The sequence below is a fragment of the Noviherbaspirillum sp. genome (genome assembly GCF_036563305.1).
Lineage (GTDB): Bacteria > Pseudomonadota > Gammaproteobacteria > Burkholderiales > Burkholderiaceae_D > Noviherbaspirillum.
Window position 1 is genome coordinate 26,814 of record NZ_DATCMQ010000016.1, and the last position, 20,420, is coordinate 47,233.

The 20,420-nt window shown below is 63.2% G+C and carries 23 protein-coding genes; 17 read left to right on the top strand and 6 right to left on the bottom strand.

The genetic code is table 11. The features are described from left to right. Positions 1–16: 16 nt before the first annotated feature. Complete coding sequence (locus VIM12_RS16510) at positions 17–214, bottom strand: hypothetical protein (protein WP_331942765.1); 198 nt, start codon at positions 212–214, stop codon at positions 17–19. Between the two features lie 137 nt (positions 215–351). Between VIM12_RS16510 and rplM the strand changes: the two genes are divergently transcribed. From rplM to erpA, 6 genes are all read left to right on the top strand, one after another. After that, positions 352–780: a 50S ribosomal protein L13 gene (rplM, locus tag VIM12_RS16515; RefSeq protein ID WP_331942766.1), complete on the top strand. Its 429-nt coding sequence runs from the start codon at positions 352–354 to the stop codon at positions 778–780. A 9-nt stretch (positions 781–789) separates the two neighbouring features. Beyond that, positions 790–1,182, top strand: coding sequence for a 30S ribosomal protein S9 (gene rpsI / locus VIM12_RS16520; RefSeq protein ID WP_135088272.1), 393 nt, complete (start codon positions 790–792; stop codon positions 1,180–1,182). A gap of 140 nt (positions 1,183–1,322) precedes the next feature. Further along, positions 1,323–2,366: an N-acetyl-gamma-glutamyl-phosphate reductase gene (gene argC, locus VIM12_RS16525; protein WP_331942767.1), complete on the top strand. Its 1,044-nt coding sequence runs from the start codon at positions 1,323–1,325 to the stop codon at positions 2,364–2,366. 124 nt (positions 2,367–2,490) lie between these two features. Beyond that, complete coding sequence (locus tag VIM12_RS16530; RefSeq protein WP_331942768.1) at positions 2,491–3,132, top strand: DUF6776 family protein; 642 nt, start codon at positions 2,491–2,493, stop codon at positions 3,130–3,132. A gap of 12 nt (positions 3,133–3,144) precedes the next feature. Next, positions 3,145–3,534, top strand: coding sequence for a polymer-forming cytoskeletal protein (locus VIM12_RS16535; RefSeq protein WP_331942769.1), 390 nt, complete (start codon positions 3,145–3,147; stop codon positions 3,532–3,534). 50 nt (positions 3,535–3,584) lie between these two features. Then, a complete protein-coding gene (gene erpA / locus VIM12_RS16540) occupies positions 3,585–3,935 on the top strand; it encodes an iron-sulfur cluster insertion protein ErpA (protein ID WP_331942770.1) in 351 nt (116 codons plus the stop codon). A 67-nt stretch (positions 3,936–4,002) separates the two neighbouring features. Here the strand turns inward: erpA and VIM12_RS16545 are convergent, their stop codons facing one another. Continuing rightward, entirely contained in the window at positions 4,003–5,121 is a 1,119-nt protein-coding gene (locus VIM12_RS16545; protein WP_331942771.1) for an anhydro-N-acetylmuramic acid kinase, read from the bottom strand. 77 nt (positions 5,122–5,198) lie between these two features. Beyond that, on the bottom strand, positions 5,199–6,560 hold the full coding sequence (locus VIM12_RS16550; protein WP_331942772.1) for a M23 family metallopeptidase: 1,362 nt from the start codon (positions 6,558–6,560) through the stop codon (positions 5,199–5,201). Positions 6,561–6,788: 228 nt separating this feature from the next. Between VIM12_RS16550 and tyrS the strand changes: the two genes are divergently transcribed. The 8 genes from tyrS (at position 6,789) to ruvC (ending at position 13,478) form a co-directional block, all read left to right on the top strand. Beyond that, complete coding sequence (gene tyrS / locus VIM12_RS16555) at positions 6,789–8,024, top strand: tyrosine--tRNA ligase (RefSeq protein ID WP_331942773.1); 1,236 nt, start codon at positions 6,789–6,791, stop codon at positions 8,022–8,024. Positions 8,025–8,026: 2 nt separating this feature from the next. Beyond that, complete coding sequence (gene dtd / locus VIM12_RS16560; protein ID WP_331942774.1) at positions 8,027–8,482, top strand: D-aminoacyl-tRNA deacylase; 456 nt, start codon at positions 8,027–8,029, stop codon at positions 8,480–8,482. Positions 8,483–8,529: 47 nt separating this feature from the next. Beyond that, positions 8,530–9,171, top strand: coding sequence for a YbhB/YbcL family Raf kinase inhibitor-like protein (locus tag VIM12_RS16565; RefSeq protein ID WP_331942775.1), 642 nt, complete (start codon positions 8,530–8,532; stop codon positions 9,169–9,171). 15 nt (positions 9,172–9,186) lie between these two features. Beyond that, positions 9,187–9,840, top strand: a complete 654-nt coding sequence (locus VIM12_RS16570; RefSeq protein WP_331942776.1) for a histidine phosphatase family protein — start codon at positions 9,187–9,189, stop codon at positions 9,838–9,840. Positions 9,841–9,948: 108 nt separating this feature from the next. Then, positions 9,949–10,965, top strand: a complete 1,017-nt coding sequence (gene dusB / locus VIM12_RS16575) for a tRNA dihydrouridine synthase DusB (RefSeq protein ID WP_331942777.1) — start codon at positions 9,949–9,951, stop codon at positions 10,963–10,965. A gap of 28 nt (positions 10,966–10,993) precedes the next feature. Further along, complete coding sequence (locus VIM12_RS16580; protein ID WP_331942778.1) at positions 10,994–11,227, top strand: Fis family transcriptional regulator; 234 nt, start codon at positions 10,994–10,996, stop codon at positions 11,225–11,227. A 93-nt stretch (positions 11,228–11,320) separates the two neighbouring features. After that, positions 11,321–12,886 carry a bifunctional phosphoribosylaminoimidazolecarboxamide formyltransferase/IMP cyclohydrolase gene (gene purH / locus VIM12_RS16585; protein ID WP_331942779.1) on the top strand — a complete coding sequence of 522 codons (1,566 nt, stop codon included), beginning with the start codon at positions 11,321–11,323 and terminating at the stop codon, positions 12,884–12,886. Between the two features lie 49 nt (positions 12,887–12,935). Further along, positions 12,936–13,478, top strand: coding sequence for a crossover junction endodeoxyribonuclease RuvC (gene ruvC, locus VIM12_RS16590; RefSeq protein ID WP_331942780.1), 543 nt, complete (start codon positions 12,936–12,938; stop codon positions 13,476–13,478). Here ruvC and VIM12_RS16595 read toward each other — a convergent pair. Next, complete coding sequence (locus tag VIM12_RS16595) at positions 13,475–13,936, bottom strand: signal peptide prediction (protein WP_331942781.1); 462 nt, start codon at positions 13,934–13,936, stop codon at positions 13,475–13,477. The genes ruvC and VIM12_RS16595 overlap by 4 nt on opposite strands. A gap of 207 nt (positions 13,937–14,143) precedes the next feature. Here VIM12_RS16595 and ruvA point away from each other — a divergent pair, with 207 nt between their 5' ends. The 3 genes from ruvA to VIM12_RS16610 all read left to right on the top strand — a co-directional run bounded on the left by ruvA (position 14,144) and on the right by VIM12_RS16610 (position 16,909). Continuing rightward, positions 14,144–14,722, top strand: coding sequence for a Holliday junction branch migration protein RuvA (gene ruvA, locus VIM12_RS16600; RefSeq protein ID WP_331942782.1), 579 nt, complete (start codon positions 14,144–14,146; stop codon positions 14,720–14,722). 6 nt (positions 14,723–14,728) lie between these two features. Continuing rightward, a complete protein-coding gene (gene ruvB, locus VIM12_RS16605) occupies positions 14,729–15,787 on the top strand; it encodes a Holliday junction branch migration DNA helicase RuvB (RefSeq protein ID WP_331942783.1) in 1,059 nt (352 codons plus the stop codon). 291 nt (positions 15,788–16,078) lie between these two features. Next, complete coding sequence (locus VIM12_RS16610; protein ID WP_331942784.1) at positions 16,079–16,909, top strand: 2-keto-4-pentenoate hydratase; 831 nt, start codon at positions 16,079–16,081, stop codon at positions 16,907–16,909. An 85-nt stretch (positions 16,910–16,994) separates the two neighbouring features. Here the strand turns inward: VIM12_RS16610 and VIM12_RS16615 are convergent, their stop codons facing one another. Both VIM12_RS16615 and VIM12_RS16620 read right to left on the bottom strand, forming a co-directional pair. Continuing rightward, positions 16,995–17,402, bottom strand: a complete 408-nt coding sequence (locus tag VIM12_RS16615) for a DUF2147 domain-containing protein (protein ID WP_414691811.1) — start codon at positions 17,400–17,402, stop codon at positions 16,995–16,997. A 119-nt stretch (positions 17,403–17,521) separates the two neighbouring features. Next, positions 17,522–20,329, bottom strand: coding sequence for a valine--tRNA ligase (locus VIM12_RS16620; RefSeq protein WP_331942785.1), 2,808 nt, complete (start codon positions 20,327–20,329; stop codon positions 17,522–17,524). Positions 20,330–20,420 lie beyond the last annotated feature (91 nt).

A 20,420-nucleotide genomic window follows, 5' to 3' on the forward strand; every position in this document is an offset into this window, starting at 1 on the left:
TTATCACTTTTTTATCTCAACTTGCTTCCAATTCCTCTTCTACATACGGAATGGCGCAGTTTTTCTTGCGTTGCACAATAAAATTGACTACACTTTTTTTGCTGGTCGCCAACTCGCGACCTACCGATTGTCTCCTCCACCCTCCTGATGGTGTGGATTTGAACCCGAAGCCTGTCTTCGGGTTTTTTTTGCCTGCACTTCCGGCGTTCATCATGTGTTTGACGCCAAGTCTTTGAAAAGGCTATACTTTCGGGCTTTCCTCCAGCTCAGGGAAAGACAACAAGGATGTGTCGGCTTCGATCGGAGGCCGAACCGCCAAATTGAGCGTTTTTTTCATTATTAGGACATCACATGAAAACCTTCTCCGCCAAAGCCCATGAGGTGAAGCGCGCGTGGTTCGTGATTGACGCAACGGACAAGGTCCTCGGACGTGTTGCCAGCGAAGTGGCACGCCGACTGCGCGGCAAGCACAAACCCGAGTTCACTCCGCACGTCGACACCGGCGACTACATTGTCGTCATCAACGCAGGCAAGCTGCGCGTGACCGGCAACAAGGCAACGGGCAAGATGTACTACCGCCATTCGACCTATCCGGGCGGTATCTACGAAACGAACTTCCTGAAGATGCAGCAGCGCTTCCCGGGCCGTGCCTTGGAAAAGGCTGTCAAGGGCATGCTCCCCAAGGGTCCCCTCGGCTATGCCATGATCAAGAAGCTGAAGGTGTATGCGGACGCTACCCATCCGCACAGCGCACAGCAACCCACGCCTCTCGAAATCTAAGGAACGGACATGATCGGTAACTACAACTACGGAACCGGCCGTCGCAAGAGTGCAGTTGCGCGCGTTTTCATCAAGGCCGGCAGCGGCAACATCGTCGTGAACGGCAAGCCCGCGGCGGAATACTTTTCGCGCGAAACCGGTCTCATGGTCATTCGCCAGCCGCTCGAGCTGACCGGCAATGTCGAGCGCTTCGACATCATGGTCAACGTGCATGGCGGCGGTGAGTCGGGCCAGGCCGGCGCGGTGCGTCACGGCATCACCCGCGCACTGATCGACTACGATGCAGGCCTGAAGCCGGAACTGGCCAAGGCAGGTTTCGTGACGCGCGATGCGCGTGAGGTCGAGCGTAAGAAGGTCGGCCTGCGCAAAGCACGCCGCGCAAAACAGTTCTCCAAGCGCTAATCTGCGTTTTCAGAGCACCGAAAAGCCGCCAGGTTCGCGCCTGGCGGCTTTTTGCTTTCCAAGTGCTGCTGCTGATGTCAGATGCAATGCGCTGTTAGAATTTCACGATCGAATCACGAACATACAGGCAAGGACGCGACATGATCAAAGTCGGAATCGTTGGTGGCACCGGATACACGGGTGTCGAATTGCTGCGGTTGCTCGCCGCCCACCCCGAGGTGCAGCTGACTGCCATCACCTCGCGCAAGGAAGACGGCCTGCCTGTCGCCGACATGTATCCGTCGCTACGCGGTCATGTGTCGCTCGCATTCTCCTCTCCCGACAAGGCTAACCTGAAGGAATGCGACGTCGTGTTCTTCGCGACGCCACACGGTGTTGCGATGGCCCAGGCGCCGGAACTGCTGGCTGCGGGAGTGAAGGTGATTGACCTTGCTGCGGATTTCCGGATCAAGGACACCGCCCAGTTCGAAAAATGGTATGGCATGCCGCACAGCTGCCCGGATATCCTGGAGGAGGCCGTGTACGGCCTGCCCGAGGTTAACCGCGAAGCAATCAGGAAGGCGCGCATCATCGGTCTGCCGGGCTGCTATCCGACCTCGATGCAACTCGGCTATGCGCCGCTTCTCGCCCAGGGCAAGCCGCTGGTAAATGAAGGCTCGCTCATTGCGGACTGCAAGTCGGGCGTTTCGGGCGCTGGCCGCAAGGCGGAGGTGCACACGCTGCTTGCGGAGGCCGCCGACAACTTCAAGGCATACGGCGTGAAAGGGCACAGGCACTTGCCGGAGACGACGCAGGGCCTGCAGGCGATTGCCGGCCGCAAGATCGGGCTGACGTTCGTGCCGCACCTGGTGCCGATGATTCGCGGCATACATTCGACCCTCTACGCGACCATCCTTCCAGAGGCGCGCGAAACTGACTTCCAGGCCTTGTACGAGAAGCATTTCGAGGGCGAGCCGTTCGTCGATGTCATGCCGCCCGGAAGTCATCCGGAGACCCGTTCCGTCAGGGCGTCGAACAAGCTGAGGATTGCGGTTCACCGCCCGGAAGGCGGCGACCTGCTGGTGATACTGGTCGTTGAGGACAACCTGGTGAAGGGGGCGGCGGGGCAGGGCGTGCAGTGCATGAATATCATGTTCGGACTGAACGAAAGCACCGGACTGATGCAGGTTCCGGTCCTGCCTTGACAGGTTGCGTTCGATGATGAAGTCCATGCCTCCCGTGCAGGGAAGGGCAAAGACTCCCCGGCGACGACGGGCGCCTTCCTCGCCAAAACTCACGATCAAGGCGCAGACGTCCTGGACGAAGCGCATGCTGGCAATGCTGCTGGCCGCCGCCGTCGGCGCCGCGGGTGCATGGAGCTTCGGACAGCTTGGGAACACCGGCTCCGGCAGTGCGGCGACGGGCGCGGCGGCGGAGCAATACAGGGAGCAGGTCGAGGCGCTGACCGTCGAGCGTGACAAGCTGTCGACGAGCGCCAACGCGGCCGAAAGCCAGCTGAACATGGAGCGGGCGGCCCAAAAGCAGCTCGCTGCCCAGATCAAGGTCCTGGAGTCCGAAAATGTTCGTCTGAAGGAGGATCTTGCGTTCTTCGAAAGCCTGCTGCCGAACGCCACAGGCCCGCAGGGCATAGCGATACGGCGCCTGAAAGTGGACGCAGTCGCCCCGAACCAGCTTCGCTATCGCTTGCTTGTCATGCAAGGCGGAAATGGCGCGCAGTTGTTTTCCGGCAATTTACAACTGCTGGTATCGGCTATCCAGGACGGCAAAAATGCTATGATGACCTTTCCTGACAGAAGCCCTGCGGAGCAACAAAAGTACGTCTTGAGCTTCAGGCATTATCAAAGGGTAGAGGGCGTCCTCACCCTGCCCGATGGCGTAACCGCCCGTTCGGTCCAGGCGAGGGTGCTTGAGAAGGGGCAGTTGCGGGCGCAGTTATCCGCAAATTTGTAAAGGAGGGTCGCCATGTTAGGCCGAAAAAGCAAAGGCACGATCGACAGTCTGATCGGTATCTCTACGAACATTGAAGGCAACGTGCACTTCCAGGGCGGCCTGCGCATCGACGGCCGGGTCAAGGGGAATGTGGTTGCGGACGGCGAAGAGCCGAGCATGCTGGTCATCTCCGAGCACGCGCGGGTCGAAGGGGAAGTGCGCGTCGCCCACCTGGTTGTCAACGGGGAGATCGTCGGTCCGGTTCATTCGTCCGAACTCCTTGAATTGCAGCCGCGTGCCCGCATAACCGGAGACGTGCACTACAAGGCACTGGAAATGCACGGCGGTGCATTGGTGTCCGGAAAACTGACGCACGACCAGGCCGGCGAGCCGGTGCTCAAGCTGGCGCTTGCGAACACGTGAAATCCGCAGCCGGTCTATAATCGTTCAAACGACCTTTGCTGGAGTCCCAAATGAATGCTGTCACCGAAATGCCTGACCCGATTGTCTTCACCGACAGTGCCGCCTCGAAAGTCGCCGAACTGATCGCCGAAGAGGGCAACCCCGACCTGAAACTACGTGTATTCGTCCAGGGCGGTGGCTGCTCCGGCTTTCAGTATGGATTTACCTTTGACGAAATCGTCAACGAAGACGACACGACGATGTCGAAGAATGGCGTCCAGTTGCTGATCGACTCGATGAGCTACCAGTACCTGGTCGGCGCGGAGATCGACTACAAGGATGATCTGGAGGGCGCCCAGTTCGTGATCAAGAATCCGAACGCGACGACGACCTGCGGCTGCGGCTCCTCGTTCTCCGCCTGACTGTGCAGGCATAAAAAAAACGCGGCTCCGGCCGCGTTTTTTATTTCACCTTTCTCGTTTCACCTGACTAGCGCGGATAGAGCGCGCCAAGCACACGCGGGCCGACCGCGCCGGTGACGGCGGCAAGGTTGCCAGGGTGGCGGAGTACATGCGCGCGTGCCAGCCATGCGAATGCAAGCGCTTCCACCTGACCGGGAGGCACGCCGAGTGCCGCCGTCGATGCAACCCGCGCCTGCACGCCGCGTTCGTCCAGGCAAGCTTGCAAGTCCTGCATCAGGAACCGGTTGTGCGCGCCTCCGCCACAGATGAAGACGGATCCCGCGGCAGGCGCGTGCATCTGAATCGCGTCGGCGAGGGTCGCGGCGGTGAGCCGGGCCAAGGTCGCCTGTATGTCCTCGGCCGGTAGGTGGGCGTGGGAGGCGAGTCTTTGGCGTAGCCAGTCGCCATGGAACAAGTCCCTTCCGGTGCTCTTTGGCGGCGGGAGCCTGAAATAAGGGTCATCGAGCAGCGCCGTCAGCAGCGCTTGCTGCAGTTTTCCCGTGGACGCCCATGCGCCGTCCGCGTCGTAAGATTTGCCCAGGTGCGCCTCGATCCAGTGATCCATCAGCACATTGCCGGGACCGGTGTCGAAACCGGTGGCGCTGCCTTCGGGTTGCAGGATGCTGATGTTCGCAATGCCGCCGATGTTGGCCACCACGCGGACTTCGTCCGGCTTCCCGAACACCGCTGAGTGAAAGGCCGGAACCAGTGGCGCGCCCTGACCTCCGGCTGCAATGTCACGGCTACGGAAATCCGCGATCACGTCGATCCCGGTCAGTTCGGCAAGCAGGGCAGGATTGCCGGTCTGCCGGGTGAAGCCAAGTTCGGGTCGGTGTCTGACGGTTTGCCCGTGCGCGCCGATCGCGCAAACTCCGGTCGCGGCGATCTCCGATTCGTCCAGCAGACGTCGAACACAGTCGGCATAGATTCTTGCGAGGCTATTGGCCGCCAGTGCCTCGCGGTGGATCTCGTTGTGCCCTGCGGCTTGCAGCAGCATCAGATCCTCGCGCAGGGTGGGCGGGAAGGGGATGTATGCAGCGGCAAGTGTGCGTATGCCGCCGGTCGAGCCGTCGGGAGGGAAGGCGGCGAGGACGCCGTCGACCCCGTCCATGCTGGTACCCGACATCAGCCCAATGTAGTGTTGCATGATCTGCCCGCAATGAAAAAACCGTTCAAGTCGGCCTGATTCTACAGCCGACTGAACGGTTTTCGGGGAGCCAGGAGTTACTTCGACGCGAGCTTTGGCAGGTCGGCGTTGTTAAGCAGCGCAAACCGGTGACGCATCTCGCTTGCGACAGTGCGGAAACGCTGCAGGTCCGCGCCCGCCAGCGGCTGCGCGTTCGGCACCTGGATGCGCATCGGATCGCGCGGCTCATTGTTGACGCGGAACTCGTAATGCAGGTGCGGCCCGGTCGACCAGCCTGTCGAACCAACATACCCGATGAGCTCGCCCTGGCTCACTTTCATCCCTTTTTTCAGGCCCGCGGCAAAGCGGCTCAGGTGCGCGTAGGCTGTCGAGTAGTTGTTCCAGTGCTTGAGCACGACAACGTTGCCGTAGCCACCCTGGACGCCGACGAAATCCACCACGCCATCGCCCGCGGCCTTGACCGGCGTGCCGGTGGCGGCGGCGAAGTCGACGCCCTGGTGGCGCTTCCATTTGCCGGAAATGGGATGGACCCGCATCGAGAAGCCCGATGATACGCGCGAGAATTCCAGCGGCGACTTCAGGAAGGCCTTCTTCAGCGACTTGCCGTCGAACGTGTAATAGCCTCCGCCTTGCTTGCTGCCCGGCTCGTCGAACCAGACCGACTGGTACTTGTTGGCCCCGTTCACGAATTCTCCGGCCAGCACGCGGCCAGAGCGAAGATACTCGCCGTTCTGCCAGAAGGTTTCGTAGATGACGTTGAAACGGTCGCCGCGGCGCAGGTCGGACGCGAAGTCGATGTTGGTGGAAAACATCTCGACGATCTGCATCGCGACGCTGTCCGGGATTTGTGCGGCGTCGGTGGCGGCGAACAGGGAAGAGGTGATGAGGCCGGAATGCATTTCGACCCGGCGTTCGGGGACGGCATCCACGGAGGTCGCTGCAAAGCGGTCGCCGTCGCGTGTGATCACCAGGTTGCGGACGCCGCCGTTCCCGTCCGGGAGGCTGGTCGCCAAGCGTTGCAGGAGACCGGATTTGTCCGTCTCGGCCTGTACCCGCCGGCCCGTCTTCAGCTGCAGCACATTGTAGGCGAGCTTGTCGGACTTGATGAAGCTGGCAGCCGCGTCGTCCTGCACCCCGAGGCGCGCCAGCAGCGTTGCCAGGGTGTCGCCGGCGCGCACCTTCTCTTCGCGCAGATATACCTGCTGTCCTGCCTGGAGGCTTTCCACCTGCGCGGCGAGGCTAGGGATCTCAAGCTCCTGCGCGATCGTCCTGACAGGCAGGTCGGCGGCGTCGGGCGCCATTGGCGCGACGCCGGCCGCGCCGAATGCGCAGACGGCAAGGAACAATGCGGTAGCGGAGAGGATGCGCGACTTGCGCGACCCGACGAAGAATGGCTTGCTGCTCGAGCCCGTGCCCAGGTTTTTGTCTGTATTGAGCATGCAATAAGATAGAATTTGCCGTTTAGCCGAAGAGCTTGCGGGGGAGGCGCGTTGCAGCATGACGCGTCTCGCGGGCGGGCGATGCGTATCGCCGGCAAGCTCCGCATGTGACCTGATTGTTGCTGCTTTGAAAGCTTCAAAAAGGAGCAACGATTATACCAAACACATGGTATTGATTTTTCACAGTCGTTTCTTAATCTCCCTCATCTCATGGACGTCTCCCCGAATTTGCAAACAAACAAGAACACCGCGGCGCTGCCGCTGTCAGATGCCGTCCTGGAGGCCCTGGCCGTTGCGAAGCGCGGCGTAGACGAGTTGCTGATTGAATCCGAATTTGCACAGAAACTGGCGCGGTCAGAGCAGAGCGGGAAACCGTTGCGCATCAAGCTTGGCCTGGACCCCACTGCGCCGGACCTGCATCTCGGCCACACGGTGGTGCTGAACAAGATGCGGCAACTGCAGGACCTCGGTCATACCGTCATCTTCCTTATCGGCGATTTCACGTCGATGATCGGCGATCCGTCGGGGCGCAACGTGACCCGTCCGCCGCTCACGCGCGAGCAGATCGAGGAGAATGCGAAGACTTACTTTGCCCAGGCCAGTCTCGTGCTCGACCCGGCCCGCACCGAGATCCGCTACAACTCCGAGTGGTGCGATCCACTCGGCGCCCGCGGCATGATCCAGTTGTCGGCGAAATATACCGTCGCGCGAATTCTGGAACGTGAGGATTTTACAAAGCGTTTCAAGGCAGGCACACCGATCTCGGTGCATGAACTGCTTTACCCGCTGATGCAGGGATACGACTCCGTTGCGCTGCAGTCGGACCTCGAGCTCGGCGGCACCGACCAGAAATTCAACCTGCTGGTGGGGCGCGAATTGCAGAAGGATTTCGGCCAGGAGCCCCAGTGCATACTCACCATGCCGTTACTGGAAGGCCTGGACGGCGTGGAAAAGATGTCGAAGTCGAAAGGGAATTACGTCGGCATCACCGAGCCCGCCAATACAATGTTCGGCAAGCTGATGAGCATTTCGGACGGCATGATGTGGCGGTACTACGAGTTGCTGTCGTTCCGCTCGCTGGCCGAGATCGGCCAGTTCAGGAAGGACGTCGAGGGCGGGCGCAATCCACGGGACATCAAGGTGCTCCTGGCGCAGGAAATCGTCGCGCGCTTCCATACGCAGAGGGCGGCGGAAGAGGCGCTGGCGGATTTCAACAACCGGGCCCGCGGCGGCATTCCCGACGAGATGGATGAGGTCAGCCTGTCGGGCGCGCCGCTCGGCATCGGCCAGCTGCTGAAGCAGTCCAACCTCTGCGCCTCGACGTCGGAAGCGCTGCGCATGGTGGAGCAGGGCGGCGTGCGCATCGACGGCGCGGCGGTGAGCGACAAGGGACTGAAGGTCGAGGCCGGCACCTTCGTGCTGCAGGTCGGCAAGCGCAAGTTCGCGCGCGTTACGCTGGCCTGAGCGTGATCGCGCTGCTGCAACGGGTCTCGCAGGCGAAGGTCGAAGTGGATGGAGAGACCGTCGGCGCGATAGGCCGCGGCCTGCTGGTGCTGCTGTGCGCCGAGCGCAACGACAGCGAGGCGGAAGCCGATGCGCTGCTGTCCAAACTCATCGGCTACCGGGTCTTTTCCGACGATGACGGGAAGATGAACCGCAGCGTCGCGGACGTCGGCGGCGCGCTGCTGCTGGTGCCGCAATTCACGCTGGCCGCCGACACGCGTTCCGGCACGCGGCCGTCGTTCACGCCGGCGGCGGCACCGGAGGACGGACAGCGGCTGTTCTCGTATTTCGTCGAACGCGCACGCGGCCGCCTGGCGCCGGTCGAGACCGGGCGCTTCGGTGCGCACATGCAGGTATCCCTGACCAACGACGGTCCCGTCACGTTCTGGCTGCAGGTCAAGCCGGCCGCGGCGAATTGAACGAGAATGAACCCCCGACTGTTGCAATCAACCATGAGGAGGCATCGATGAAGCTATGGAGCGATTCTTTCAAGGACGGCGCCGGCATTCCCGGCGAATTCGCATTTTGCGTGATCGACCCGGCCGCGCACGTCGCCATGTCCGCCAACCGCAATCCGCACCTGGCGTGGTCCGACCTGCCGGCTGGTACCAAGTCCCTGGCGTTGATCTGCCACGACTACGACGTGCCGTCGCGCGGCGATGACGTGAACCAGGAAGGCAAGACCGTGCCGGCCGACCTTCCGCGCGTCGACTTCTTCCACTGGGTGCTGGTCGACCTGCCGGCGACGACCGGCGCCATCGCGGACGGCCAGTACTGCAATGGCATCACGCCGCGCGGCAAGGGCGGCCCGGCCATCGGCAGCGGGCAGCCGGGCCGCCACGGGCTCAACGATTACACCGGCTGGTTCGCAGGCGACGCCGAGATGGCGGGCGACTACTTCGGCTATGACGGTCCGTGCCCGCCCTGGAACGACTCGATACGCCATCACTATGTGTTCACGCTGTATGCGCTCGACATCGACCGCGTTCCCGTCGATGGCAAGTTCACCGGGCAGCAGGTGCGTGATGCGATCCGGGGTCACATCCTGGCCGAGGCGAAACTGACCGGCACCTATACCCTCAACCCTGGCCTGGCAACGCCCGGCTGATCCTGGAGCCTCTCCGTGACCGAAATCCTGTTGATCCGACATGGCGAAACCGCATGGAATGCGATCAGGCGCCTGCAGGGACATCTCGACATCCCGCTCAACGCCGAAGGCCTGCGCCAGGCGGCGGCCCTTGCGCGGGCGATCGCGGGAGAGGAGATCGACGCCGTGTTCGCCAGCGACCTGATGCGGGCACGGCAGACCGCACAGGCGATCGCCGCACCGCGCGGGATGACGGTGCAACTGGACCGCGGCCTGCGCGAGCGCTGCTATGGCGCGTTCGAAGGCATGCTGTATGCGGACATCGGCAAGCGGTATCCGGACGCGTACGCCGCATGGAAGGCGCGCGACATCGACGCCCGTTTCCCCGCGGGCGTCCATGTCGCCGAGACGATGCGCGAGTTCTCGCACCGTACCGTGAGCACCATCCTGCGCATCGCCGGCAGCGGCCGCCATCGGAAGATCGCGATCGTCTGTCATGGAGGCGTCCTCGAGTGCGCCTACCGGGCGGCGCTGGAGATGGACTTCGACCAGGCGCGGGATTTCGATATCTTCAACGCGAGCATCAATCGTTTCGAGAGCGACGGCGGCCGCCTGCACTTGCTCCACTGGGGCGATGTTGCGCATCTGGAATCACTCGACGTCGGCGCGCTTGACGAACTCGTGAAGTAGCCGGAAAGCCTTGTTCGCCGCTGCAGTGCGCAAGTTTTCCCGATTTGAAGTGCCGGCCGAAGCGGCTAAAATAGCGGCTTCCCAGCGCCAGCATTCCCCGCACACCCCGTGAACATCGGCCCGCACATCCTCCGCAACAATGTCTTCGTCGCCCCGATGGCGGGGGTGACCGACCGGCCGTTCCGGCAGTTGTGCAAGCAGCTCGGCGCCGGGTATGCGGTGTCGGAGATGGCGGCCTCCGATCCGCGGCTGTGGGCCAGCGAAAAGACGTCGCGCCGCATCAACCACGACGGCGAAATGGAACCCAAGGCGGTGCAGATCGCCGGTGCCGATCCGGACATGCTGGCGACCTGCGCGAAGTTCAACGTCGATCGCGGTGCGCAGATCATCGACATCAACATGGGTTGTCCGGTGAAGAAGGTGTGCAACAGCTGGTGCGGCTCGGCGCTGCTGCAGCATGAGTCGCTGGTCGGCCGCATCCTGGAAGCCGTCGTCGCCGCCGTCGCCGTCCCGGTCACCCTGAAGTTTCGTACGGGCTGGGACAGGCAGCACAAGAATGCGCTCGCGATTGCCCGCATGGCCGAGGCCAGCGGTATCGCGATGCTGACGCTGCACGGACGCACCCGTGCGGATGGCTACAGCGGCGACGCCGAATATGAAACGATCGCGGCGGTGAAGGCGGCCGTGGGCATTCCAGTGGTGGCCAACGGCGACATCACCACGCCGCGCAAGGCGAAGCAAGTGCTGGCGCAGACCGGGGCCGACGCGGTGATGATCGGCCGTGCGGCACAGGGAAGACCGTGGATCTTCCGCGAGATCGACCATTTCCTGCGGACCGGCGCCGAACTTCCGCCGCCGCTGGTGGCGGAAGTGCAGTCCCTGATGAACGAGCACCTGCAGGCCCACTACGCTTTCTACGGCGAGTACCTTGGCCTGCGTACCGCGCGCAAGCACATCGGCTGGTACGTGCGGGACCTGCCGGGCGGAGAGGAATTCCGGCAGCGGATGAACCGGCTGGAAAGCTGCGAGGAGCAGCTGGCGGCCGTCGACCTGTTCTTCGAATCGCAGTCCGCCCATGGCGAGCGGTTACAATACGGCCTTCCCGCGCACAAGCTGGCCGCCTGACCAACGAGAAAAACAGCACTACACTCCAATGAGCAAAGACAATATCCAGGACGTCGTCAAGAAAAGCCTTGAGAAATACTTCAGGGACCTGGGCGAGCAGCAGCCGTCGAACGTCTACGAAATGGTCGTCTTTACCGTGGAGCGGCCCATCCTGGAAGTGGTCATGGAGCGGGCGGAGGGCAACCAGTCGCTGGCGGCCGAAATGCTCGGCATTAATCGCAACACCCTGCGCAAGAAGCTGCAACAGCACGGGTTGCTGTGATCGATAACGTAAGTGGCGGCATGCGCCGGCCGATGTAACCGCAGGCATCGGGCCTGCAGCACTTACGTTATCCATCACTTCCGCATCTCCATCATGATCAAGCAAGCCCTCATCTCCGTTTCCGACAAAACGGGCGTACTCGAATTCGCCAAGGCCCTGGCGGCGCAAGGCGTCAGGATCCTTTCCACCGGCGGCACCGCCAAGCTGCTCGGCGACAACGGCGTCGCGGTAACCGAAGTCGCCGACTACACCGGTTTTCCCGAGATGCTGGACGGGCGCGTGAAGACGCTTCATCCCAAAGTCCACGGCGGCATCCTCGCGCGGCGCGACCTGCCAGAGCACATGGCTGCGCTTGAAGAGCACAATATCCCGACCATCGACATGGTCGTGGTGAACCTCTATCCTTTCCAGCAAACGGTTGCGAAGGAACAGTGCTCGCTGGAGGATGCGATCGAGAACATCGACATCGGCGGACCGACCATGCTGCGCTCGTCGGCGAAGAACCACAAGGATGTCGTCGTCGTCTGCGATCCGGCGGATTATGGCCGCGTGCTCGAGGAAATGAAGGCGAACGCCGGCGAGGTGTCGTATGACACCAGGTTCGCGCTGGCGACCAAGGTGTTCGCGCATACCGCTCAGTACGACGGCGCCATCACCAACTACCTGAGCGCGCTCGGCGCCGACCGGCAGCATGCCACCCGCAGCGCCTATCCGCAGACGTTCAACCTGCACTTCGAGAAGGTGCAGGAAATGCGCTACGGCGAGAACCCGCACCAGTCCGCGGCGTTCTACCGAGACCTGTCTCCAGTGGCCGGCTCGCTGGCCAACTACCGCCAGCTGCAGGGCAAGGAACTGTCGTACAACAATATCGCTGATGCCGACGCGGCCTGGGAATGCGTGAAGACCTTCGAGGCCGATGCCTGCGTGATCATCAAGCATGCCAATCCGTGCGGCGTGGCAGTGGGCGCGAATCCCCTCGAAGCCTACGACAAGGCGTTCAAGACCGACCCCACCTCGGCTTTCGGCGGCATCATCGCCTTCAACCGCGCGCTGGACGGCAAGGCCGCGGAAGCCGTGGCGAAGCAATTCGTCGAAGTGCTGATCGCGCCTGCGTTCACCGCCGAAGCCAGGCAGGTGTTTGCCGCCAAGCAGAACGTCCGCCTGCTTGAGATCCCGCTCGCCAACGCGGTCAATGCCTATGACGTCAAGCGCGTCGGCGGCGGGCTGCTGGTGCAATCGCCGGATGCGAAGAATGTCGCGGTGGCCGAATTGAAGGTCGTGACCAAAAAGCAGCCGACGCCGCAGCAGATGGAAGACCTGATGTTCGCCTGGCGCGTCGCCAAGTTCGTCAAGTCGAATGCCATCGTGTTCTGCGCGGGCGGCATGACGCTCGGCGTCGGCGCCGGCCAGATGAGCCGCATCGATTCCGCGCGCATCGCTTCCATCAAGGCGCAGAACGCCGGCCTCACGCTGGCGAATTCGGCGGTGGCGTCGGATGCCTTCTTCCCGTTCCGCGACGGCCTCGACGTGGTCGTGGATGCGGGGGCGACCTGCGTGATCCATCCGGGCGGCTCCATGCGGGACCAGGAAGTGATCGACGCGGCCGACGAACGCGGTGTCGTGATGCTGTTCACCGGCACCCGCCACTTCCGTCATTGATCAACCTGCCGCTCCCGTTCCGGCGGGAGCGGCCCATGAAGCGGCCTGAATGAAAATCCTCGGCATCGACCCCGGCCTGCGCACCACCGGTTTCGGGGTGATCCACAAGCAGGGAAACAAGCTGGGCTACATCGCATCGGGCACGATCAAGACCGCCGACGTCGACCTGCCGCAGCGGCTCAAGACCATCCTGTCGGGTGTCTCCGAAATCATCCGCACCTATTCGCCCGATTGCGCGGCGATCGAAAAGGTGTTCGTCAACGTGAATCCGCAGTCGACGCTGCTGCTGGGGCAGGCCAGGGGCGCCGCGATCTGCGCGCTCGTCGGCGCGGACCTGGTGGTGGCGGAATATACCGCGTTGCAGATCAAGCAGGCGGTGGCGGGGCATGGCCGTGCCCAGAAGCAGCAGGTGCAGGACATGGTGCAGCGCATGCTGCAATTGCCGGGCATGCCGGGCCCGGACGCCGCCGACGCCCTCGGCGTGGCGATCTGCCACGCGCATAGCGGCGATGCCCTGAGCACGCTCGGCGGCCTCGCCCCCGAACTGGCACGCAAGGGGCTGCGCATGCGCCGCGGGCGGCTCGTCGGCTAGAAGTGCTTCTCGGCGCGCCGCGCCGCCACCTCGAAACGATTGTGCCAGTAGGCGTTCTTGCCGCGCACGAGCGCCCACGCGCTGGATGCGAGATACGCGAACGGAAACAGCACGCCCCAGCGAGCCGCCTGGCGGACATGCGCCAGTTCATGGACCAGCACCCGCGTTGACATACCGTCGTGCGAGGCCACGACGACGTGGCCGAGCGCCATCGCGTTCATCGGACCGAAAGGATGGCGGCGCAGCAGGAAATCGGCGAACCGTCCCCGGACCAGCAGCGCCACGGTATGGCCGTGGACCAGTTGCAGATGGCCGCGAAAAAGCACGACGGGAAGGGCGACCAGCAGGCCGAAGAGGGTCAGCGGCGCGGCCCAGACGACGCCGAGCAGGCTGAGCGTCCAGAAGCGCATGCGCTGCGTGGCGGGATGGTGCAGGAATGTTCGGAAAAGCGGTCGCATCTGGTGCCTGAAGGTGACGGGTCGGACTGCCGCGCGCGCTGCCGCGACGGAAACGGAAGGGGCCGGGGAGGGTGCCCGGCTGCCGGTTGGAGTATTCTGCATCCGAAAAAAATCCCTCGCCGGCAATGCCTGCACGTCGGTCGCGCTTATCGGCCGCGGTGCAATGTCCTGTATCATGCAACAGACTTCCTATCCTTCCGATACCCCATGATTGGCCGCCTCTCCGGACTCCTGATCGAGAAAAATCCGCCGCAGATCCTGATCGACTGCAACGGCGTCGGTTACGAGGTCGACGTCCCGATGAGCACGTTCTACAACCTGCCCGGCCTTGGCGAGAAAGTGACGCTCCTGACCCATCTTGCGGTACGCGAGGATGCCCACCTGCTGTACGGCTTCGGCAGTGTCGACGAGCGCAACCTGTTCAAGCAGCTGATCAAGATTTCCGGAGTCGGCGCGCGTACCGCCCTGTCGATCCTGTCCGGGATGTCGGTCGGCGACCTGGCGCAGGCGGTGACCTTGCAGGAATCCGGCAGGCTGACGAAGATCCCGGGCATAGGGAAGAAGACCGCCGAGCGCCTGCTGCTCGAACTCAAGGGCAAGCTGGGCGCCGACCTCGGGACCGCCGCCGGCGTGCAGCACCACGATGCCGGCGCGGACATCCTGAATGCCCTGCTGGCGCTGGGTTATTCCGAGAAGGAGGCCGCGCTCGCGCTGAAGCAGGTGCCAGCAGGCAGCGGCGTCTCGGACGGCATCAAGCTGGCACTGAAGGCCTTGTCGAAAGCGTAACTCCCCATGAGCATCCAGACCGATAATTTCACCGAGCAGCGGATCATCTCCGCCACGCCGGCCTCGGCCAACGAAGAGGCGATCGAACGTGCGCTGCGGCCGAAGCAGCTGGACGAATACGTCGGCCAGGCGAAGATACACGCGCAGCTCGAGATCTTCATCGCGGCCGCCCGCCAGCGCCGCGAGGCCCTCGACCACACGCTGCTGTTCGGGCCGCCCGGCCTCGGCAAGACCACCCTCGCGCACATCATCGCCCGTGAGATGGGGGTCAACCTGCGGCAGACCTCGGGCCCGGTGCTGGAACGGGCGGGCGACCTCGCCGCGCTGCTGACCAACCTCGAGCCGAACGACGTGCTGTTCATCGACGAGATCCACCGCTTGTCTCCGGTGGTGGAGGAGATCCTCTACCCGGCGCTGGAGGATTACCAGATCGACATCATGATCGGGGAAGGGCCCGCGGCGCGTTCGGTGCGGCTCGACCTGCAGCCATTCACCCTGGTGGGCGCCACCACGCGCGCCGGTATGCTGACCAACCCGCTGCGCGACCGCTTCGGCATCGTCGCGCGTCTCGAGTTCTATACGCCGCAGGAGCTGGCGCGCATCGTCACCCGCAGCGCCAGCCTGCTGAACGCCGCCATCGTCGACGAAGGCGCGCTGGAGATCGCGAAGCGCAGCCGCGGTACCCCGCGCATCGCCAACCGGCTGTTGCGCCGTGTGCGCGACTATGCCGAGGTCAAGGGCAACGGCGAGATCACCAAGGACATGGCCGATGCGGCACTGAAGATGCTGGACGTCGACCCGGTCGGTTTCGACGTGATGGATCGCAAGCTGCTCGAGGCCGTGCTCTTCAAGTTCAGCGGCGGCCCGGTCGGCCTGGATAATCTGGCGGCGGCAATCGGTGAAGAGCGCGACACGATCGAAGACGTGCTCGAGCCCTACCTTATCCAGCAGGGTTTTCTGCAACGCACGCCGCGCGGGCGCATTGCCACTCCGGCAACCTATGCGCACTTCGGCGTCACGGCGCCGCGCGGCAGCGGCAGCGGCGACCTGTGGGAGCAGGGCTAGCGTCGGCCGTACTAAATCCGCGCCGGTCCGGAACTTAGCTTTCCCGCAATCTTCAAACCGCAGACGGAAAGGCCGCCCCCAGCGGGCGGCTTGTCTATATGTCATCCGTAGAAATACGGTGCCAATTTCGCTCACCGAAAAAGTGCATCCGGACAGCCTATAATGTTTTCCTTTAGGCACGGTCGCTCTTTTTCGTTTGAGAAAACGCAAACCTGCGACCTTCCTCCTGCGTAGAGTACAGGGCTGGTCGCAATGCGCTGTAACCCCAATCGATACCGAACGAGTCCCGCCATGCTCATGTCCACGCAAGCAAGCCGCTATGCGCACCAGTTGCTTGACGCCCGCGCACTCGCGCAAATGATTCCCCCGCTGTCCGCCAACGGCCCGCTGTCGATCGCCGACAGTTATGACGTCGCTCGATGCATTGCCGACATCCGGATTGCCCAGGGCGAGACGATGGTGGGCCGCAAGATCGGCTTTACCAATCGCAAGATCTGGTCGAAGTACGGCGTGGCCGAGCCGATCCGCAATCCGATCTGGACGCCGGTCTTCGATGACACCGTTCGCTACACCGAGGACAACCGCGGCCTGCAATGCCTGAAGGGCGCCATGCAACCGCGCATCGGCCCGGAACTGGTATTCAAGCTCGGCTGCACGCCGGCGCCGGACGCCAGCATCGAGCAGCTGGCGGAATGCATCGAGTGGATGGCCCATGCATTCGAGATCGTCACCTGCCCCTATCCCGACTGGAAGTTCGAGATGGCGGACTCGATCGCCGCCTTCGGCCTGCACGGCTCGCTGATCGTGGGCGAGCCGAAGATGCTGTCTGCTGCCAGCCGCCGCAGCCTGGGCGAAGTGCTGGCGCATGCGAGCCTGTCGCTGTCCTGCGGCGACGAGCTGCGTTCCGCCGGCTTCGGCCATGATGTGCTCGGCAGCCCGCTGCACGCGCTCTGGCACCTGCACCAGCTGCTCAAGGAGCAGGCCCAGTTCCAGCCGTTGCAGGCGGGGGAGATCATTACGACCGGCACCTGGACCGACGTCTGCCCGATCAAGCCGGGCGAGACGTGGACCTCCGCGTTCTCCGGTGTCAGCCTTCCCGGACTGACGATCTCCTTCGTCTGACAAGCCCCGGCCGATAAAAAAGGGCTGCCACCGGGCAGCCCTTTTTTTGTGCACGCGGCGGAGCGCCGCATGCGATCTTCGGCGATTACTCGACCCGCACCCAGGTCTGGGTGCGTCCGAACATCGGCACGCCGACGTAGCCGCGTACATCCAGCTTGCGACCGCCATCCGCGAGCGACATCTTGCTCTTGTAAACCTTGCCGCTGGCAGGATCCAGGATCTGGCCGCCGGCGTAGCCGTCGCCTTCCTTGCGCATGCCGGTGATGATCGTCATGCCGAGGATCGGCTGGTCCTTCAGCGCGCCTTCGCAACTGGTGCATTTCGGATTCTGTTCTTCGCCGGCATCCCGGAACAGCCGCTCGATGCGGCCGCGAAGCTCGCCGTTGGTCTCGCTGATCCGGACGAGCGACTTCGGCTTGCCGGTCTCGTCATCGATGGTCTTCCAGACGCCTACCGCGGTTTCCTGCGCCGAGGCGGCGGGCATGACCGACATGGTGAGCGCCGTCACCGCGACGGCGCAGAGTAGCTTCTTCATCATTTTCCTTGTCTCCAGGTAGGTATGCGGTACGCGCCCCGCGTGGGGCGCGCGTACCAGTGTTGCTCTTGTGATTGTTATGATTTTTGTAATTTGTCAAATTGCTCGCGCAGCTTGGCCACGGTTGCGCCAAAGTTCGCCACCCGTTCCTTTTCCTGGGCGACCACCTGCGCGGGCGCGCGGGCGACGAAGCTTTCATTGGCGAGCTTGGCATTGGCCTTGGCGATCTCGCCTTCGAGGCGCGTAATCTCCTTGCCGAGACGCTCGCGCTCCGCGGCGACGTCGATGTCGACCTTGAGCATCAGCTTGACGGTCCCGACCACGGACACCGGCGCCGGCGATTCCGGCAGTGCATCGACCACCTGCACTTCCGACAGCTTGGCGAGCGCCTGCAGGCAGGGCACGAAGGACTGCGCAAGGTTGCGATCCGACGACTCGATGAACAGCGGGACCTTCTGCGCCGGAGACAGCTGCATCTCGCCGCGCAGGTTGCGGCATGCGTCGGTCATCGCCTTGAGCTGCGCCATCCAGGCTTCCGCCTGCTCGTCGATCTTCTCGGCGTCGCTGAGCGGGAAGGGCTGCACCATGATCGAGTCGCCGGCGGGATTCAGCTTGCGGTCGGTCATCGGGGCGATCTTCTGCCACAACTGCTCGGTAATGAACGGGATGATCGGATGGGCGAGGCGCAGCACCGTTTCCAGGACCCGCAGCAGCGTGCGGCGGGTCGCGCGCTGCTGCGCCTCGGTACCGGTCTGGATCTGCACCTTCGCCACTTCCAGGTACCAGTCGCAATACTCGTCCCAGATGAACTTGTAGACGGCCGACGCGATGTTGTCGAAGCGGTAGTCGGCAAAGCCCTTCTCGACTTCGGCCTCGGTCCGCTGCAGCAGCGACACGATCCAGCGGTCGGCCTGCGAGAAGTCGCGGCCTTCGGGACCGCAGCTCATTGCATCGAAGCCGCAGTCCTTGCCCTCGGTGTTCATCAGCACGAAGCGCGTTGCATTCCACAGCTTGTTGCAGAAGTTGCGGTAACCCTCGCAGCGGTTGAGATCGAAGTTGATGTTGCGGCCGAGCGAAGCGTAGCTCGCCATCGTGAAACGCAGCGCATCGGTGCCGAAGGCCGGGATGCCGTTCGGGAATTCCTTGCGGGTGGCCTTGGCGATGCTCTCCGCCTGTTTCGGATTCATCAGGCCGGTGGTGCGCTTGGCCACGAGCGATTCGACGTCGATGCCGTCGATCAGGTCGATCGGGTCCAGGGTATTGCCCTTGGACTTGGACATCTTCTGGCCGCTGGCGTCGCGCACCAGGCCATGCACATACACCGTCCGGAAGGGCACCTGGCCGGTGAAGTGGGTGGTCATCATCACCATCCGGGCGACCCAGAAGAAGATGATGTCGAAGCCGGTGACCAGCACCGAGGACGGCAGGAACAGCTTGTAGTCCGGCGTCTCCTGCGGCCAGCCGAGCGAGGAGAACGGCACCAGCGCCGACGAGAACCAGGTGTCGAGCACGTCGCTCTCCCGGGTCAGCGGCTTGTTGCCGGCCCTGGCGCGCGCCTCTTCCTCGTTGCGGGCGACATAGATGTTGCCCTCCTCGTCGTACCACGCCGGGATCTGGTGGCCCCACCACAGTTGCCGCGAGATGCACCAGTCCTGGATGTTGTTCAGCCACTGGTTGTAGGTCGTGGTCCAGTTCTCGGGGACGAAGCTGATCTCGCCGCCGGCAACCTTTTCCAGCGCGACGTCCGCGATCGACTTGCCGGGGAAGTGGGTGCCTTCCGGCGCCGGCTTGCTCATCGCGACAAACCACTGGTCGGTCAGCATCGGCTCGATCACCACGTTGGTGCGGTCGCCGCGCGGCACCATCAGCTTGTGCGGCTTGACGGATTCCAGCAGGCCCTGGGCCTCGAGGTCGGCGACAATCTGCTTGCGGGCGTCGTAACGGTCGAGGCCGCGATACTGCGCCGGCGCGTTCTCGTTGATCTTCGCATCCAGCGTGAAAATGCTGATCTGCGGAAGCTGGTGGCGCTGCCCGACAGCATAGTCGTTGAAGTCGTGGGCAGGCGTGATCTTCACGCAGCCCGTGCCGAACTCCTTGTCCACGTACTCGTCGGCGATGATCGGGATCTGGCGGCCGGTCAGCGGCAGCGTCAGCATCTTGCCGAGCAGCGGGACGTAGCGCTCGTCCGTCGGGTCGACCGCGACGGCGACGTCGCCCAGCATGGTTTCGGGACGGGTGGTGGCGACCGTGATGTGGCCGCTGCCGTCGGCCAGCGGGTAGCGGATGTGCCACATGTGGCCGTCTTCCTCCTCCGATACGACCTCCAGGTCGGAGACGGCGGTCAGCAGCTTCGGATCCCAGTTCACCAGCCGCTTGCCGCGGTAGATCAGGCCCTGCTCGTAGAGACGGACGAACACCTCGGTGACGGCCTTGGACATCTTCTCGTCCATCGTGAAGTATTCGCGGCTCCAGTCGGTGGAGGCGCCCATGCGACGCATCTGGCCGGTGATGGTGGAGCCGGAGTGCTCCTTCCATTCCCAGACTTTTTCGAGAAATTTTTCGCGGCCAAGGTCATGGCGCGAAACCTTCTGCGCGTCGAGCTGGCGCTCCACCACGATCTGGGTCGCGATGCCCGCATGGTCGGTGCCCGGGATCCACGCCGTGTTGTGGCCGCGCATCCGGTAGTAGCGGGTCAGCCCGTCCATCACCGTCTGGTTGAACGCGTGGCCCATGTGCAGCGTGCCGGTCACGTTCGGCGGCGGCAGCTGGATGCAGAAGGAGGGCTTGCCGGCGTCGGTGGTGGCGGTGTACAGGCCGCGCTTTTCCCATTCGGTGCGCCATTGCTTTTCAATCTCTGCGGGCTCGAAAGATTTGGCTAATTCCATGATTTGATTTGTGTTTCTGCGAAACCAGTGATTATAAGGGAGGGACAGGATGACAACGGCCTCCAGGCGCGTATAATTCGCGCAGTCATGC